This is a genomic window from Orrella dioscoreae (genome assembly GCF_900089455.2).
Lineage (GTDB): Bacteria > Pseudomonadota > Gammaproteobacteria > Burkholderiales > Burkholderiaceae_B > Orrella > Orrella dioscoreae.
This window is the reverse complement of sequence record NZ_LT907988.1, coordinates 2,812,655-2,830,928: the sequence shown is the minus strand read 5'-3', so window position 1 is coordinate 2,830,928 and position 18,274 is coordinate 2,812,655. Positions and strand designations below refer to the sequence as shown.

Genomic DNA, 18,274 nt, shown 5'->3' with positions numbered 1-18,274 from the left:
ATATCGGTGCTTTCCGAAACTTGACCCGACTTTCCCTCATGTAGCTCCCATGCCGCACATCCCGCTCTGTGAAGGCAACAGCATGAGAAGGGAGATGTCTGTGGCAGCAAAACATTATCTGATGCTTGACGAGAAAGACTGGCAGTGGTGCAGCGCTTGGCCGGACACGTAAGCGTCGGCGATGGGTGGCATGCTCATGTTGTGAACTGACGAAGCCGTCAAGGTAGACAGGTAATGCCGCTCGCGTAAAAATCAACGCTGTAGATAGCTGCCGCATGCACACGGATAAGGGATGTATGGTTTCGATTCAGATAGGTGGAGAGGATAAGACCGCAGATATCGCTAAGTGGGCGATCCGGAACGATAAGCAAGAAGGCCTGCAACTGACTTGCACCTACTTTAATAAGATACGGGCAGTGCACGCACTCGACGATTGTGTGATCTCGCCCACTCGCGAACTTGGCGACATGTTGCTGACCAAGCCTGGTAGCGCGATCATCACACCTATTGCCAAGGCCAAAATCTACGGCGAAAGATATGCTGTCGTGCACTATCTGGACAGCAAAAAGCCCTATCTCTTCAAGATGGTCGACATCGGTTTCGCCGCACCCACAGCGATGAAGGACGCACCGGTCTTTCATTATTTCGCTTCAGTGGCTAAAGCGCGACAGGCGCGGGCGAAATTACAGAGCGACCGGAATATGTTCGCCAATGTCGTGCGCCAACTGGACAAACTGCCCGCCAGTGCTGACACCGCCTTGCAGGCATACTGTCTCGGGCGCAACGGCACGCTGGTGCCGGGCCAGGGGCTGATCTACCCGTTCGGACTGAACGAGAGCCAGCTTACGGCGGTGGAGCAGGCCTTCCGCGCCCAGGTCAGTGTGATCGAAGGCCCGCCGGGCACCGGCAAGACTCAGACCATTCTGAATATCCTCGCCAATATCCTGCTGCGCGGGCAGACGGTGGCGGTGCTGTCCAACAACAATGCGGCGGTGGAAAACGTCTACGAGAAACTGGAGAAATGCGGCCTGGGTTATCTAGTTGCCAAGCTCGGCAAAAAGGACAATCGCCAGGATTTTTTCGACGAGCTGCCATCATGGCCAGCCAGCGAAGCCGAACCCGAACCGGCGCCGACCCTTGGGGATATTCAGGCCACGTTGGCGCGCTTGAAGCAGCAATTGTACGACCGCAACCGGGCAGCTCAATTGCAGGTCGAACTGGATGAACTGGTTATCGAGCGGCGCTACTTGCAACAGTGGCAGACAGATTGCAGGGTGCCGGCCACCGTCTCGCTGGACAAGTACGGGCTGACTCCAGGTAAGACGGCGGACCTGATGGCCTACTTGGCGCATCTAGGCGAGCAGCGAATCCGCCTCAAGGATCGCGTCGAACTGCTGTTTAATTTTAGGATCTTTCGGGCCAAACCATTTGCCCAGGGCGATGCTCGGCTGGCGGTGTTCCATGCGTTGCAGATGCACTTCTACGACAAGGCGCTGCGCGACAAGGAAGTGGCGCTGAAAGCGTGCCGCGAATCGCTGGCGCTCGGACATTTTGAGGCCTTGCTGGATGAGTTGAAGCTGGCGTCGATGCGCCATCTGAAGCAGCACTTGCAAAAGCTGCCCCGACCATCGGAGCGCTTCGATGCCGAGAATTACAAGAAGCAGTTCGACGCCTTTTTGCAGCGCTTCCCGATCCTGGGCAGTAGCACGCACTCCATTGTCAACTCGCTCGCGCCAGGGACGATCCTCGATTACGTAATCATCGACGAGGCCTCGTTGCAAGACATCGTGCCGGGAATTTTGCCGCTGGGCTGTGCCAAGAATCTGATTGTCGTCGGCGATAACCGTCAGTTGGCGCATATTCCCGTGACACTGGGAGTGCCGGCACCAGCCGAGGCCTACGATTGCGAGCGCTACAGCCTGCTCGACTCGTGCATCGGCGTATTTCAGGAAACGTTGCCCAGGACGCTGCTGAAAGAGCATTACCGTTGCCATCCCCGGATCATCCAGTTCTGTAACCAGCAGTTCTACGACAATGCTCTAGTGCCGATGACCGAGGACAAGGGCGAAAATCCGATGCGGCTGGTGATCACGGCCAAGGGAAATCACGCTCGCCAGAACACCAACCAGCGCGAACTGGATTCCCTGCTCAAAGTGCTCGAGGCCGAGGGCGATCCCGTCGGGATCGATCGCGACGGGCGTGGCTTTATTGCTCCGTTCAGAAACCAAGTCGACCTCTCCGGAACGCACCTGCCGGTGGATTTCGTCAAGGACACAGTACACAAGTTCCAGGGCCGGGAGTGCGACGAGATCGTTTTCTCCACCGTGCTGGACAGGAAACGCTACAACCAGACTCCCCAACGCCTGGCGTTCGTCGATGACCCGCGTATGATCAATGTGGCGGTGTCGCGGGCCAAGCGCTGCTTCACTCTGGTGACGGGGGATGAGGTGTTCACCGAGCACAATCGCCACATCGCGGCGCTGATGCGCTACATCACCTATTACGCACCGGACGATCAGGTCGTGCGTGCGCCCGTGGTGTCAGCTTTCGACCTGCTGTATCGCGAGTTTGACCAATCTCTGGCACGCCTGGATGCCCGCTTGCGGCCAGAGGATTCGCGCTACAAATCCGAGCAAATCGTGGCGCAGCTGTTGCGCGAGGCGCTGGCCGATCCGTCGTGCCAAGGCTTGATAGTCCATGACCAAGTCAAGCTGGATCAGCTTGCCTCGCCGAGCAATACGGAGTGGACGCCGCGCGAGCGGGCTTTCATGGCACGTGCTAGTTGTGACTTCGTCATTTATTTCAAGGTTGGCAAGACCCCGGTCGGCGTGATCGAGGTCGATGGCGGCTCCCACGACCGGCCCGACCAGATCGAGAGGGATGGCGTCAAGAACGGCATCCTGGCTAAGGTCGAGATCCCCATCCTGCGTCTGCGTACGGTCGAGAGCCGCATCGCGGAGCGGATTGGCGAGTTCATCGCGCAGTGGGCCAGCCCAGCACCCGACGCATAAACCTACGCGCCCCGGCTCGACCACGCCTGCGCAATGTCGTCCGGATTCAGCTACTGCGCTAACCCACGGTTGCTGCCGCCAGTTCATATGGCGCTCAAGGACGGCCAGCCACAGTTGAGCGTCTTGGCGTTTCGTGGTTGAAGTATCTCAAGGCAAGAAAGCGGTCTCCTTTTCAGGTCAATCAAGCCGAGCGTACGGTGTGGGGACGTCTTCAACACGCCAGTCTCTTGGCAATGGCCGGGTTTTCAAGGCAGATTCAAGGTCTCCCCCGTGACGGGCGACTGCAGGTCACGCTCCGGAATCTCCCACACGATCAGGCGCGGGGGCGTCTGCTTGAACGCCGGGCTGGCGAAATAGGCATTCGGGCCGCCGGCGAACTTGCCGCCGTCGCGGCCGAAGTTGGCCACGTCGGTGCCCAGTGCATCGGCCAGGAAAGGCACGAAGTTCGAGGTGCGCGAGAACGACGAGCCCATCACGGTGACGCGCGGCAGCTTGGCGTCGCCGAAGAGATCGTCGTCGGTTGCGCCTTCGGCCGCGGCGGCTGCCGTGATGGTGCTGGCGCGCGCCTGCTCGGCCTCGGGCTGCAGCGTGCGTGGCAGCCAGTCCAGGCCGGCCAGGCGCACCAGGTCGCCCGGGCGCCAGGCAGGCTCGCCCTGCTCGATGGTGTAGGTCTGGTCGGGCGAAGGCGCCAGCGACAGCGCGCGCAACTGCTCGGCCACGTAGCGGGCCGAGGCCTGGGCGCCGGCTTCGGTCCAGTGCGTGTCGGTGCGCAGGAAGGGCTCGCCTTGCCGCGCCAAGGCCGCCATGGGCGTGGCCAGGTCGATGGCGGGCACGCCCGCGGCCGCCAGGCTCGCGGTCCAGTCCGCCGCCCGCGTGCCCAGCAGGGCCGAGCGCTGCAGGCCGCACAGGCGTTCATGCTCGATGCGGCTCTTGTCCGGCACCACGGCCACCACCAGCGCGATGCCGCGCGCTTCCAGCCTCTTCTGCACCGCCAGGACGGTCTTGGCGCGGGCCGCGGCGTTCTGCTCCCGGCCGGGATGAATGGCCAGCTCCTCGGCCAGGAACAGCCAGCCCGGGCAGCCTTGGCGCACGCGGTCGCCCAGGTCGTTCATCAACAACCAGCCCGCGCCACGCTGTACGTCGGCAAAGGCCTTGGGCAGGGGCGTGCCGGCCAGGTTGTCGGCGATGCCGCGGGTGAGCTTGCCGTCCACGAAGGCGGCCCAGCTCCGGTCCTCGGGCAGCAGTGCGCGATCCTCGGCCAGCACGGCATAGCCGTTGGACGCTAGGCCCGCGATCATGAAGGCCAGCAGGCTGTAGCCGGCGAAGGGGCTGACCAGCCGGGCCAGCCAGCTGGGCTTCTGTTGCGGCGGTTTCGCCGTCGAGGGAGGGAGGTCGTCGCGCATCAGAATTGAAAGTACAGGAAAGGTACCGCGCCACGGCTGGCGATCAGGCTGAACGACAGCAGGAAACCGGCAAGCGGCCACAGGCCGGCCAGGTAAAGCACCGCGCCCGGCAGGCGCAGGCGCGCGGCCCACGGCTGCCAGATGGGAAAGACGACGCAGACCAGGCCCAGCGCAGCGGCCAGGTAGTGGGCGGGACGCAGCGCGAGCGTCAGCGCATCCCCCAGCGGCATGCCGTTCAGGCCGAACTGGCCACGATACATGTTCGCGGCTTCTTCCAGCGTGATGGCGCGGAACAGCGTCCAGGCCAGCATCACGAACAGCAGCGTCAGCACGCGCGACAGCCACTCGGGGGGCGGCTTCCAGCCGGCCTCGCCCCAGGCGCGCGCCACGGCCAGCGCCAGGCCGTGCGCCAGCCCCCACAGCAGGAAGTTCCAGCTGTCGCTGCCGTGCCAGAGACCGGCGATGCCCATGGTGATGAGCAGGTTGCGATAGGTCTTCCACACCCCCAGGCGGTTGCCGCCCATGGGGATGTAGAGATAGTCGCGGATCCAGGTCGACAGCGACAGGTGCCAGCGGCGCCAGAAGTCCTGGATGCTGCGCGCCAGATAGGGGTGGTTGAAGTTTTCCGGGAAGTGGAAGCCCAGCATGTTGCCCAGGCCGATGGCCATGGCGCTGTAGCCCGCGAAGTCGAAGAAGAGCTGCAGCGTGTAGGCCGCGCAGCCCAGCCAGGCATCGGCCAGCGTCGGGTCGGGCAGCTTGAAGGCGATGTCGACGATGGGCGAGAGCGTGTCGGCGATCAGCACCTTCATGCTCATGCCGACCATGAAGCGGCGCGAGCCCAGCGCGAAGCCTTCGCGCGTGAAGCTGCGGTGGGAGATCTCCTTGGCGACCCAGTCATAGCGGATGATCGGACCGGCGATCAGCTGGCCGAACATGGCCTTATAGGCGGCGTAGTCGATGAAGCTGCGCTGCGCGGTGACCGTGCCGCGATAGACGTCGACCAGATAGGAGATGGCCTGCAGCACCACGAAGGACAGGCCGGCAGGCAGCGCCACGCGCTGCCACTCAATGGGCAGGGCGCCCGCCGAGACCAGGCCCTGGCTCAGGATATCCACCGCCAGGTTGATGTATTTGTACCAGCACAGGATGCCGGCATTGATGACGATGAGCAGGACCAGCAGCGCGCGGCGCCCGCGCGGTTGCGCGGCCAGGCGCTCGATGCCCATGCCGCCCAGCCAGGCGACCGTGGTCAGCAGGATGAGCAGGACCAGGAAGTAGGGGCTCCACCAGCCGTAGAAGATCCAGCTGCCCACCATCAACACGGCATTGCGCGCCCGCACGGGCGACAGGGCGTAGAAGAACAGGAAACCTGGCAGGAAGAGCGTCAGGAATTCCAGCGAGGCGAAGACCATGATGGCGGACGGGCGAAAGGGAGGGGCACGGGCGCCGGGGCGCCCGCGGGATCAGCGCGCCAGGGAATCGACGGCTTGGAAGATGCGCGAGCCCTTGGGGCCGGGCACCACGAAGACGGTGTAGCGCTCACCGGCTTCCAGCGTGCCCAGCGACAGCGGTTCGCCCGTGGCCGTGCCGCCGCAGGTGAGCTGCACGGTCAGCGCGACGGGATTGATCTGGCGGCGTTGCACGCTGCGATCGGCGGCCTTCTCGAAGATGGCGACCTGGCGCGGCATGGCCTGCAGGCCGGCGTCCTTGCAGGCGGCATCCACCACGTAGAAGCCCAGCGAGGCCTTCAGCGCGTTGAAGTCGTCGGGTTCCTCGCGCAGGATCTCGGCGGTGGGGGCGTCTTCGCCCAGCGCGATGACGGTGGCGAACTGGCCGGGCGCCACCTTGAGCGCCACCGGGGCTTCCTTGCCGCCGCGCGACAGCGTGCCACGGATGTCCGCCTCGGCCTTCACGGGCATGAAGTCGGAGGCAGGCTTGGCGGCGTCCAGCGCCAGCTTGGCCTTCGAGCCGCTGGCGCCCACTTCCAGGCCCTGCGTGCCGCCGTTCACGAAGCGCAGGAAGGAAGAGTCTTCGGCCGGGCCGGTTTCATACAGTTCGATCTGGGCAGCGGCAGCCGTGCCCAGCGACAGGGCACCCAGCGACAGGGCGAGTGCGGCGCGGATCAGGGGTGTCTTCATTTCTTGACCTTCTTGGCGGTGGAAGAGTCCGCGATGGCGCGGCCGATGGCGTCGCCCCAGGCCTTGTAGCCCGAGCGGTTGAAGTGCTGTCCGTCGATGGTGGCCCATTCGCCGGGCTTGGAGAACGTGGTCGAGTCGATGTACTCGCAAGGCGCGACATTGGTGGCCAGGAACTTCGACATCTGCTGCACGCGCGCGTCGGTCTTTTGATACTGGCCGCCAGGCGTGCCGTAGGGCGGGCCGACCCAGATGCAGGCCTTGCCGGTGGCGGCGATGGCCTTGGTCAGGCCGGTGATGCCTTGCCAGGCCCAGGTGCGCGGGAACACGGGCTTGTCATAGGACGCCATGGTGTCGCCGATGATGACCACGACCACGTCGGGCTTGGTCTTGGTGATCAACTGGTCGATGGGCGTGGTCTTGGTGTCGCGCCCCTTGATGACGGCCTTGCCCTTGCCGATGCGTTCGGCCCCGCAGCCCTTGGACACCGTCTTCAGCCACTCCTCCGCGCTGGCGCCGCATGCGCCGATGGAGGTGACGACCGCGCCGCGGCGCGTCAGGTCGTCGTGCAGCGTATCGATCAACTGCCCGGAAAGACTCATGTGGCTTTCGCCGATGACAAGTAGCGCAAGGCCTGCGAGGGCAGAGGCGGACACGGTCAACTCCTTTTGAATGCGGGTGGATACGCGCGGCATCGCGCGCCGCCGATTGCTGGCATGCGCGCGAGGACCGCCCGGAATGGCTGGAAATCAGGTCGGGTCGGGCTGGCTGCTTCTTTCGTCAACGCTGATCGGGCTTATTTCTTCTTGATGGCCTTGACCTCCGGCGTCACCAGGATCTGCTTGGCGATGGCGTCGCCCCAGGTCTTGTAGCCGCTGGCGGTGAAGTGCTGGCCGTCGGTGGTGGTCCATTCGCCGGGCTTGGAGAACTTCAGCGAATCGATGTATCCGCAAGGCGCGACGTTCGAGGACAGGAAGCTCGACATCATCTTCACGCGCGGGAAGGTCTTGTTGTATTTGCCGCCTTCGCTGCCCCAGGCCGGACCGACCCAGACGCAGGCCGTCTGCGATTTGCCGATTTCCTTGGTCAGGCTGGTCACCTGCTGCCAGATCCAGGTCTTGGGGAATTGCGGGGTGGTGTAGCCCGCCATGGTGTCGCCCATGACGATCACGACGAGATCGGGCTTGTCTTTCTGCAGCAGCTGCGTGATGGGGGTGGTCTTGGCCGCGCTGCCGGCGGGAACGATCTTGCCCTTGCCGATGCGCTCGGCGCCGCCGCAGGTCCCGGGCGTGACTTTCAGCCAATCGCCCGCGTTGGCGCCGCACACGCCGATGGTGTGGACGTGGGCGCCCTGGGCGCTCAGGTTGTCGTGCAGCGTCGTGATCAGGTAATTGGAGGTCAGATGGCTGTCGCCGATCACGAGGATCGACAGGCCGGCAAGAATCGAGGTAACCACCGTAAAGCTCCTAGACGGTAAAGACGTGGGCGGTGGACAGCATGCGGCCCATCACTTCTGGTAAGGCGATTGGAACGGGACCACGGGCAGCGCCATCTGGCGGCTCATGGGGTACAGCGTGTAGCGCAGGGTCAGGCCGCCTTGCCACTGGCGATAGTCCTTGGCGTTGTCCATGCCGGCGTTGGCGCCGATGAACCAGTTGGGAGCCATCTGATACTCGGCGGCGGCGGCAAGGTTGTAGCCGAAGCCCGTGCTGCGCTGGCCCGAGTAGCGCGGACCGTTGTTGAACTCCAGTCCCTGCGCCCTGGCCTGGGCCATGGCCAGGTCGGCCTGCTGCTGCATGGATGCGTCGGTCGGGAAATAGTCGGCGTCGTCTTCCTTGAAGCGCTGCACGCCCACCGATCCCTGCAGCTTGTAGGTGAGGCGGTCGTTGCGTTGCGCCCAGGTCACCGGCACGCCCAGGTAGTACATGCTCTGCGGGCTGAAGTAGCCACCATGGCCATAGGTGAAGAAGCGCTGGTTGTTGCCGTAGAACGTGGCCGAGGCATGCAGGCCGGCCGTCAGCAGCCTGTCTTCCTCGCGGATGAGGTGGCGGTAGACGCCGCCGGCGACTTCGGTGCGATGGTTCGACCTGGTGTTCTGGCCGTTCAGCGAATGCCACGAGGCCGAACCGTAGACGCCGTGGGACTGGTAGTCGGCGCCGGCCTGCAGTTGCACGCCGGTGGCGGTGACGCCACCCCAGCGCAGGCCGCTGCGGTCGTCGCGCGTGCCGGCGAAGGAGAGCACGCTGTCGGTCATGGCGCGGCGCGACACGTCCACGCCGTACCAGTAGGTCTGGCTGCCAGGGAAGAGGCCGCTCAGTTCCACGCCGCCGACGATGTTCGTGCGTTCGAAGCCCAGCGGCGTCGTGCCGATGTCGGCGCGGATGCCGCGCATTTCATAGGCGGCCGACAGGCCCACGCCCGAATCGCGCTGCCTGCCGACACTGCCCGTGGGCACGCCGTTGGCGTCGTTCAGCGCGGCTTGCGGGCCGGCGCCGAACTGGCTGCGCGCGGCGTAGTCATCGCCCAGCCGGCCCGCATTCAGCGAGACGTGCGTGGCGTTCAGCACGACCTTGCCGTCGCCGACAGGGAAGCGGAATTCCACGGGCGTCTCGACGCTGGTCAGCTTGCTGGTGCCGTCCTGGCCGTTGTTGCTGCGGACAGTGACGCCCACGCGGGCTTCGGCGCTGCGGTCCTGCATGACGTCGTCGAGCTCGCTGCGGATCTCGGCCAGGCGCGGGTCTTCCGCCGTGGGACCGGCCATCGGCGGCTGGGCATAAGCCGTCTGCGTGGCCGGCTGCCCGTAGGCGGGGACGGCAGGGACCGGTGCGGGCGCCGCCTGCTGCACGGGCGCCGGCGAGCCATCAGGGCTCTGGCTGTACACCGGGGCAGGCTCGCGCGTCGGCTGTACCGGTTGCGCGCGCGTGGCGGTGGCCGCCGTCAGGGCGGGAATCGTGGCCACGGCGGCCGGGGCGGCGACGCCGGCCGACGCGCGCGACGGGGCCGGCTGCGGCGCGTCAGGGACCGGCAAGGCCGAGGACTGCGCGACGGCAGGCGCCGGCGCGGCGGCATAGGGCGTCAGGCGCTGGTTGCTGGATGCCTGGGCTTCCACGCGTTGCGACAGCGGCGGAAAGGGGGCCTGGCTGCCATGGGCGATGGCGGGCGGCTGCACCACGCGGGCTTGCGCCGGCACGAAGGGCGAGGCGGCGCCGCGGGTCTCGGCCAGGGCTTCGGGCTGCAGGCCGCTCTGGCGCTGGCCGGGCAGGCCGATGAAGGGGTTCACCGCACGCGGTGCGCTGCCGGGCGCGGCGGCAACCTGCGTGGGCTGGCGGCTGCGCTCCTGCGCGGCCAGTGCGGACTGCAGCAGCTCCGCGGCCTTGCCGCTGCGGCCGCGCTGGCGGTACATGCGGGCCGCGGTCAGCAGCACCTCGGCGTTGTCAGGCGCCAGCGCCACGGCATTGTCCAGGGCGGAGTCGGCGTAGCGGTTCTGGCCCAGCTGGGTGGCGGCCATGGCCGCGCCCAGGTGCCATTGCGCGTTGTCCGGGTCCTTGGCGACCAGGTGCTGGTAGATCTCCAGCGCCTTCTTGTTGTCGCCGCCATCCGAATACATGCGGGCCAGGGCCGACAGCGCCAGGGGGTCCTGCGGACGGGCGGCAAGCGCCGGTGCCAGCGTGTCGTAGGCCGCCACCAGGTCGCCGCGCTCGCGCAGCACGTCGGCCTGGCGCACGGTATAGAGGAACTGCAGGTTGTTGTAACTGCGTTGCTCGCCCACGGTCAGCTTGCGGCCGTGCAGGTCGCGCATCACGCTGGCGAATTCCACGTCCTGCCTGGTCTTGAGCAGCAGCCCGGCATAAGGCAGCAGCACGTCCGGCTGCGGACGCTGGTCGCGCGACACGTGCGGGCGCATCAGCGCCATGCCGCGTGCGGGCTCGCCGGCGTCGACATAGGCCGACGCGATGGCGCCCAGCAGCGCGGGCTTGCCGGCGGCTTCGCCTTCCAGCTGGCCCAGCAGTGCGCGGGCGTCGGCGCTGCGGCCGGCTTCGGCCAGGCGCGTGGCGTTCGCGGCCTGCGCATTGACCCACACGTCACGGCCGAAGGCATCCATGTAGGCGGTGCGCGATTGTGGCGGGATGCGCTGCATGGTCTGGTCGGCCTGCTCCCAGTCGCCCATCTCGCCAGCCAGCATGGCGCTGGCGTACAGCGCGCTGGGGGTGTCGGGATGCGAGATGAGCAGACCGTCGCGGATGCCGCGCGCTTCCTCGGTCAGGCCGAGGTCCAGGTAGACGCGCGCCAGTTCGTAGCGGATCCACGGATTCTGCGGGTCTTCGCGCAGGGCGCTTTCTAGTGCCGCGCGCGCCGCGTCGGTGTTGCCGGCGTCCAGCGCGGCCTTGGCCTGTCCCGAGGCGATGGCCGCGCGCAGCTTGCCGAGATCCAGCTTGGGGTCGGGCTTGCCTGCCATCAACTGGTCCAGCGATTGCTGGGCTTCGGCCAGCCGGCCCTGGCGGGCCAGCACACCCACCAGGCCTTCCAGGGCCTGCGGGTTGTTGCGATGCTTGGCCAGCACCTGGCGATAGCGCTTTTCGGCCTCGGGCAGCTTGCCTTCCTCGGCATCGATGGCGGCCAGCGTGTTGTAGGCGCCGGCCTGGCTGGCGTTGAGCTTGATGGCACGCTGCGACAGATCACGGGCCGCGGCCATGTTGCCGGCGGCCTGGGCCTTGCTGGCTTCGTTCACGAGGATCCAATAGCGCGCGATGTTCAGCGAGGGCGTCCAGGATCTGGCGTTGCGGCGGGCGGCGCGGGTGAGCAGGTCGTGTGCTTCGGGCAGGTTCTCCTGCTGCATGCGCACCAGGCCCAGGCCGCCCAGCGCGTCGGCGTCATCGGGCGTCTTGGCCAGTTTCTCGCGGAAGGCGGCTTCGGCGGTTTGCAGGTCTTCCTTGTCCAGCGCGGCGAAGCCGCGGGCCAGGATGGGGTCGCGGGCGGGGCCGCGCTGGGCAGCCATGGCCTGGCCGATGCCGTTGTACAGCTTGCGGACTTCGTCGTCCGTGGGGTGCACTTTCAGGTAGGCGGTGTACAGCTCGCGCTCGGCCGGGCCGGGCACGCCGCGCCACAGCAGGCCCAGGCGCCAGCTCTCGGTGGCTTCGCCGCCGACGTCGGCGCGTTGGGCCAGCTTGGACAGGCGCTGGATGCCGTCGCGCCAAGCGCCCTGGTTCAGGATGAGCAGCTTGGCCAGCACCAGCTGGATGGTCGGGTTGCCGGGGCGGTCCTGCAGCAGGCGCTCCAGGCCGCGGCGCGCCGTGTCCCAGCCGCCGTCGGTATAGCCCAGGCGGCCGTAGTATTCGAGGCCCACGTCGCCCATGGGCTCCAGTCCTTCGAAGGCCTTGCGGTAATGCGGCATGGCCTTGTCCAGTTCGCTGGATTCGGCCAGCAGGCGCGCGGTTTCCAGTTCCTTGGCGTTGGCGGGACGGGCCAGTTGCAGGTCCTGCTGCAGTTGGCGGGTGTAGCGGCCATTGGGCGAAATGCCGCGCAGCTTGTCCAGGTACTTCTGGGCCTCGCCCAGGCGCTTCTCACGGATCTCGATGAAGGCGAGCCCGTACAGCGCTTCCTGGTTGGCAGGGTCGATGTTCAGCAGCTTGCCCCAGGCCTGGCCGGCGCGGTCGTTGTCGCCGCGCTCCTGCCAATACTGGCCCTGCTGGCTGAGCAGCCGGGTGGGCTCGTCCTGTGCCCAGCCCGCATGCTGGACCAGCGCCAATAGCAGACCGGCTGCTAGCGTGTGGCGGCGTTTGGACATGAATTCTCCCAGGATGGTTGCAAACGGCCAGCGCCGTCATAGCGATATCGTTGCTGATCCCAGCCCAGGCCGAACAGGCTGAGCATGAAATCATAATAGGGGGGGGCTTGCGTGGCGGCCTGCGACAGGCTCTGGCGCACGCCTTCCTCGGCACGCGCACGGGCGTGGTCGGCGTCTTCCGTGGCGCCGTTGGCACGCAGATAGGGCAGCACGGCCGCCGAGAAGCCGAAAGGCCCCAGGCCGCGGGTGCCGCCTGACAGCGCATAGATGAATTCAGGCGGGCCGCCGTGTCGGCGCACGGCGCCCAGCATGCCGCGCAGGGCCGCGTTCACCCGCTTGGCCAGGGGGTCCGACGGTGCCGTCATGCCCGACCACAGATAGGTGCGGATGGCATCGTAGCTGCCGATGTCGAGCTTCTCGGGCAGGGTGGAAAACGCGCCTTGCGGCTTGCCTTCCTGCGTCCAGCCCCGATAGGCCAGCCAGTCGGTGGCCAGGCCGTGCGGGCTGCCGGCCTCCAGCAAGGCGGCGGTGCCGGTGGCGATCTCGCTCCAGGGGCCTTGCGGCGACAGCGCCGCCAGCCGGCGCATGATCGGGATGGGCAGGTAGCTGGGATTCAGCAGCCAGACGCCGCCGTCCTGGACAAAGCCGTTTTCGCCCGGCAGCAGCATGGGCCCGAAGCCTGGCAATTGCGCGATTTCCCTGGTTTCCACCAACGCCAGCAGGGCGCGCGCGTCTTCCAGGTAGTCCGGACGATTCCACAGGCGGGCGGCCTCGGCCAGCGCATAGACGAACCACATGTCGCCGTCCGAGGCCGAGTTCTGGTCCAGCACGCGCCACTTGCCTTGTTCGTCCTTGCCCCAGATCCAGGCCGGCAGGCGCTGGCGCATGTCGCCGCCCGCCAGGTTGTTCACGCTCCAGCGCCAGAGCTGTTCGAAGCGCTCGGGATCGTTGGCCACCAGGGCGAAGAACATGGCGTAGGACTGGCTCTCCGAGGAACTGTGCAGCTTGGGCGTGCTGGCGTCCAGCACGCGGCCGTCCGGCTGCACGAAATGCGTGCGGAAGTCTTCCCACAACTGCCACGGCGCGCTGATGCAGGCGCGGGCGTCAGGGGCGGCTTGCGCGGCGGCGTGGGCGGGACCCAGGCCCAGCCAGGCGGCGCCCGCCAGCAGGGCGCTGCCGATCCACCCGCGTGCGTGTGCCCGCGGACCGCGTGCGCGGGCCGGACGGGCGGTGAGCGAGGAGGGCTGGCGCGTCATCGGAGTCATCCTGTGGCGGAGCATGCCGGGCTCAACCGCGCGGCTCGCGGCCGCGCACCAGCCGGCGGATGCCCCTGCCCAGCAGGCCGGCCAGCACCACGAGCAGCAACAGGCTGAAGAGGAAGGCCGCCAGCGGGAAGCGCTCCAGCGTGGGCGAGACCTGCCAATACAGCCTCTTCAGGAAGTCCAGCTGGCCCAGGTAATAGCTGTGCTCGGCCACCAGCGGGTCGACCTGCTTGTCGCGGATCACCGCCAGGCTGCCCTGGATGGGTCGCTCGTAGCCTTCGCCGCCAAAGAGCGCGTCCAGCGCCACGTTCAGCTGCGCGGGCTCGCTGGCGGCCACCAGCACGACGCTGCGGCCGCTCTGCAAGGGCGACTCGAAGCCGGCATAGATGGCGCTGGCGCCGGTCGACGCGTAGGCGATCTCGCCGTTGGCGGGCGCGGCATTCAGGCGCGGGTCCGGATTGCGCCAGCCCAGGCTGCGATACACCACATCCGAGGTCTTGAAACGCTTGCCCGAGGCGCTGACGCTGGCGGGCAGCGATTGCACCCAGTTCTTCAGCAGCGGCTGGTCGCCGCTGGCGATCACCAGCAGGTCCTTGTCCGACACGCTGTCGACCTGGTCGGCGCGCGCCACGGTCACCCGGGTGGCCGGGTAGCCCGTGGCTTCACCCACATGGCCCATCAACGCCAGGTAGGCGCTGTATTCCGCGGCCCCGGCATTGTTGGGCAGCACCACGGCGGTCTCGGCCAGGTCGGCCAGGCGCGTGAAGGGGAAGCCCAATTGCTCGAAGGCCCTCAGGTCCGGCATCGCCATGAAGTGCGGATACGCCGAGATGTCGATGGTCGACTCAGGCTCGATGGCGCCGCGCGTGTTGTCGATGATGATGTCGCGGCACTCGCCCTGCTTGATGTAGTCGTACATGTAGCGCAGTTGCAGCTGCGAGCGGCCCAGCACCTTGTCCAGCGGGATGTCGACGTCGGCGCGCAGCGGCAGCATCTCGTCCTGCACGCGCGACTGCCAGACCTCGGGGTTGACCAGCCGCTCGATGGGCAGCAGCGGCATGGACTGGAGGTACTGGTCGCTGACGCTGACGAGCAGCGACGAGTTCACCGAGGTGGGCTGCGGGGTATAGCGGTACTTCAGGTCCACGGGCACCGGCTTGGCGTGCCAGCCGAACAGGTCGGGCGGCACGCGCAGGTCCAGGTTGATCGTCTCGGGGTTGTAGCCCGTGACGTTCAGGTCTTCCTGGGCCGCGATCAGCTCGCCGAAGGTGGTCGGGCGGTCGCTGCGCACCCAGCGGGGGGCGTCGTAGGGCTGGCGCGGCGCCTGCTCGGCCAGGTTGCCGACCGAGGCGCTGGGGCCGGTCAGCGTCTGGCTGGCGGTGGCCAGCGCGGTGGCGGCCACCTTCACTTCGCCGGCGTCGCGGCCGCTCAGCACCAGCAGCTTGCCGTTCGGGTCGTTCGGGTTGGGCAGCACCGTCAGGGTGGGGCCGGACGCCGCGGGCAAGCCCAGGGTGTCGGCCATGGCCGAGCCGATGGCCAGCACGATGGCGTGGCCGCTTTGCGGCAAGTCCGCCACGCTGGCCGGGAAGGTCGCCTTGCGGTAGCCCGCCAGCGCGCCCAGCCAGGACGACACGACACCCGCGGCTTCCAGCGTGCCGTTGTCAGGCGTGGCGCCGAAGACGATGGGCACTTCCAGCGGATGCATGTCGCGGCGGTCGAAGAACGGACGCGGCAGGATCGCCAGGTCGTTCACCAGGCCGATGGGCGTGACCGTCATTTCCAGCGTGCTCAGGTTGCTGACGGTGGTCCACAGGCTGGAGTGCAGCGGATCCTCGCACTCCATCGTGTAGTGGCCGATCAGCTGCAGGCGCAGGCGATTGAAGTCGGTGATGAGCTCGGGCGGAATCTCGACCGTGTGCTGCTGGGGCCTGCCGGCGGTTTCGCGCGGCAACTCGATCGTGCCCGCGACCTCGTCGTTCACCAGCACGTTCAGCTGGGACAGGTCGGGCAGCAGCGCGGGCGAATAGGTGTAGCGCAGCTTGACGCGGGCGTGGGTCACGACCTCGTCGCTGCGGATGTTGAAGGGCAGGGTACGGCTGCCGTCCACGCCATGCAGCTTGATGGTGGTGGTGGCGCCGATGTCCTTGAGCGGGATGACGTAGGTCGGCTCGGGAACGGGCTGTTCTGCCGCGGCATCGGCGGGCGCATTCGCACCTGCCGGCGTGGCGACCGCCTGCGCCTGCGGCGCGGGGGCAGCGCCCAGCGGCGCGGCCAGGCCGGCCCCCAGCAGGGCGGCGACCAGCGCGCACAGCGCGGTGTGCGTGAACGGCGAGGCGGGGCGCGCGTGTGGCTTGACGATCATGGCGTCTCCTCCGCTCAGGCCTGCAGGCGCTGCTTGGCGCGCGCACGCAGGGCGAAGTAGACGACCACCGCCAGCAGCACCACGCTGACCAGGCCCAGCAGCAACAGCAGCACCGGATGACGCGAGAAGAACCAGTACAGCGATTCGACGATCGTCAGGCTTCCCACGTAGTAGGTGTGCTCGCCGGTCAGGCTGGTGACCTGGTTGTCGCGCACCAGGGACACACTGCCGGAGATGCGCGAGCCGCTGTAGCGGTCCTGCATCAAGGCGGTGGTGACAGCTTCCAGGCCGTCGGGGTTGCTGGCCGACACCACCACCACGCTGCGTCCGCGCTTCAGCGGCGATTCGAAGCCGGTCAGCAGGTTGCTGGCGCCGCGGGTCTGCTGGGCGATCTCGGCACGCGTCTTCACCTCGCGCTCGCGCGGGTCGGGGCTGAGCCAGCCGAAGCTGCGGGCCATCAGGTCCGAGATGGAGAAGCCGTGGCTTTCGCCGGCCAGGTTGGCGGGCATGCGCTCGCGCCATTCCCTGGTCAGCGGCTGCTTACCCGAGTCGATGACCAGCAGGTCCTTGTCGGCGACGGCCTGCACATTGGCGGCCTGCGTCACCGTCACGGCGGTGCCGGGATAGCCGGTGGACTCGCCCAGGCGGCCCATCAGCGTCAGGTAGGCGGCCAGGTCCAGCTCGCCCGCGCCGTCGGGCATGACGACAGCGGTCTCGGCCAGGTCGGCCAGGCGGGTGAAGGGGAAGCCCGAGCGTGCATAGGCCGACAGGTCGGGCATGGCGAGGTAGTGCGAGAAGCCCGAGATGTCGATGGTCGAATCCGGCTCGATCGCGCCACGGACGTTGTCGATGATGACGTCGCGGCACTCGCCCTGCTTCACGTAGTCGTAGAAGTAGAGGAACTGCAGCGTGCTGTGGGCGCCGGCCAGCGAGACCGGCATCATGATCAGTTCTTCGGCTTCCGACAGCGGCGCGTGCAGGCGGCGATAGGCGCCGGTGGTCTCGGGCAGCAGCGGCAGCGAACGCAGGAACTGGCCTTCGACCTGCACGTTCAGCGTGGACTGGTCGGCGGCCGGACGCGGCGTGTAGCGGTACTTCAGGTTGATCGGGATGTGCTTGTCGCGCCAGGCGAAGAGGTCGGGCGGCAGGCGCAGGTCCACGTTGACGACGTCGGGACGGTAGCCGGCGACGTTCAGGTCCTGCGTGGCCACCAGCTCGCCGAAACGCACCGGGCGATCCGAACGCAGCCAGTTCGGCGCGTCATAGGGACGGCGCGCGGCGCGGGGCTCAAGCTTGGTGATCGTGGCGCGCTCGCCGGTCAGGGTCTGGGTGCCCAGCGAGACGGCGGCCGCGGCAGTCTTCAGTTCCTCGGCATTGCGGCCGCGCACCAGCAGCAGCTTGCCGTAGGGATCGTTCGGATTGGCGACCATCTGCAGGGTCGGGCCCGTGATGTCGCCCGCGTCCACGCCGGCCAGGCGCTGGCCGCCGGTCAGCAGCACGATGGCGCTGCCCTGGGCGGGAATGGCGTTCACGTGGGCGCTGAACTGCGCGCCACGGAATCCGGCCAGCGCGCCGAACCACGACGACAGCGTGCCGGCGGCTTCCAGCGTCGCGTTGTCAGGCGTGGCGGCGAAGACGAAGGGCAGTTTCAGGCGGCGCACGTCGCGCGCGTCGAAGAACGGACGCGGCAGGATCGCCAGGTCGTTGGGCATTTCGATGGGGGCGACCGTCAGCGCCAGCTTGGTGTCGTTGCTGACGTTGGCCCACAGGCTGGAGTGCAGGGGATCCTCGCACTCCATGGTGTAGTGGGCGATCAACTGCAGGTTCAGGCGGTTGTAGTCGCGCACCAGCTTGGGCGGCAGCTCGACTTCCTTGCTGACCTGCGAGCCGGCCTCTTCCTTGGGCAGGGCCAGGGTGCTGGTGACTTCGTCGTTGACCAGCACCTTCAGGTGCGACAGCTCGGTGATCAGCGACGGCGAATAGGCATAGTCCATCTTCAGCCGCGCGCCCAGCAATTCCTCGTCGGCGCGGGTGCTGAAGCGCACGGTGTTGCTGCTGTCCACGCCGGCCAGCCGGATGGGGAAGCGGGCGCCGAGTTCGCGCAGCGAGATCTCGTATTGATAGGCGCCGGCAGGCAGGGGCGCGGGCGCTTCGGCGGTCAAGGCAGCCGGATCGTGGGCGGGATCCGCGGGCGCCGATTCGGCTGACGCTTCCGTGGGAGCAGGCGCGGCGTGGGCGACGCCGGCGTGAAGGCCCAGCGCGAGCAGGCTGGACAGCAAGGACGGCAGCAGCCGACGGGTCGAGTGTTCTTGCACT

Annotated in this window: 10 protein-coding genes; 1 reads left to right on the top strand and 9 read right to left on the bottom strand. The window is 67.3% G+C overall.

Annotated elements, in window-relative coordinates; all coding sequences use genetic code 11:
* Positions 1-296 precede the first annotated feature (296 nt).
* Complete coding sequence (locus ODI_RS13195) at positions 297-3,011, top strand: AAA domain-containing protein (protein ID WP_067751092.1); 2,715 nt, start codon at positions 297-299, stop codon at positions 3,009-3,011.
* Positions 3,012-3,256: 245 nt separating this feature from the next.
* On the opposite strand, the gene ODI_RS13190 is transcribed toward ODI_RS13195, so the two are convergent.
* The 9 genes from ODI_RS13190 to bcsB (ODI_RS13150) form a co-directional block, all read right to left on the bottom strand.
* On the bottom strand, positions 3,257-4,414 hold the full coding sequence (locus tag ODI_RS13190; protein WP_067751089.1) for an alginate O-acetyltransferase AlgX-related protein: 1,158 nt from the start codon (positions 4,412-4,414) through the stop codon (positions 3,257-3,259).
* On the bottom strand, positions 4,414-5,826 hold the full coding sequence (locus ODI_RS13185) for an MBOAT family O-acyltransferase (protein ID WP_067751086.1): 1,413 nt from the start codon (positions 5,824-5,826) through the stop codon (positions 4,414-4,416). Before ODI_RS13185 ends, ODI_RS13190 begins: the two co-directional genes overlap by 1 nt.
* A gap of 51 nt (positions 5,827-5,877) precedes the next feature.
* On the bottom strand, positions 5,878-6,552 hold the full coding sequence (locus ODI_RS13180; RefSeq protein ID WP_067751083.1) for a cell division protein FtsQ: 675 nt from the start codon (positions 6,550-6,552) through the stop codon (positions 5,878-5,880).
* Positions 6,549-7,205, bottom strand: coding sequence for an SGNH/GDSL hydrolase family protein (locus tag ODI_RS13175; RefSeq protein ID WP_331716296.1), 657 nt, complete (start codon positions 7,203-7,205; stop codon positions 6,549-6,551). Before ODI_RS13175 ends, ODI_RS13180 begins: the two co-directional genes overlap by 4 nt.
* Positions 7,206-7,345: 140 nt before the next feature.
* On the bottom strand, positions 7,346-8,005 hold the full coding sequence (locus ODI_RS13170; RefSeq protein WP_067751079.1) for an SGNH/GDSL hydrolase family protein: 660 nt from the start codon (positions 8,003-8,005) through the stop codon (positions 7,346-7,348).
* 51 nt (positions 8,006-8,056) lie between these two features.
* Positions 8,057-12,334, bottom strand: a complete 4,278-nt coding sequence (locus ODI_RS13165; protein WP_067751077.1) for a cellulose biosynthesis protein BcsC — start codon at positions 12,332-12,334, stop codon at positions 8,057-8,059.
* Positions 12,310-13,590, bottom strand: coding sequence for a cellulose synthase complex periplasmic endoglucanase BcsZ (gene bcsZ, locus ODI_RS13160; protein WP_082985206.1), 1,281 nt, complete (start codon positions 13,588-13,590; stop codon positions 12,310-12,312). The genes ODI_RS13165 and bcsZ overlap by 25 nt, the downstream gene beginning before the upstream one ends.
* A gap of 31 nt (positions 13,591-13,621) precedes the next feature.
* A complete protein-coding gene (gene bcsB / locus ODI_RS13155; RefSeq protein WP_067751075.1) occupies positions 13,622-15,958 on the bottom strand; it encodes a cellulose biosynthesis cyclic di-GMP-binding regulatory protein BcsB in 2,337 nt (778 codons plus the stop codon).
* A gap of 14 nt (positions 15,959-15,972) precedes the next feature.
* Positions 15,973-18,273, bottom strand: coding sequence for a cellulose biosynthesis cyclic di-GMP-binding regulatory protein BcsB (bcsB, locus tag ODI_RS13150; RefSeq protein ID WP_231968053.1), 2,301 nt, complete (start codon positions 18,271-18,273; stop codon positions 15,973-15,975).
* Position 18,274: the final 1 nt, after the last annotated feature.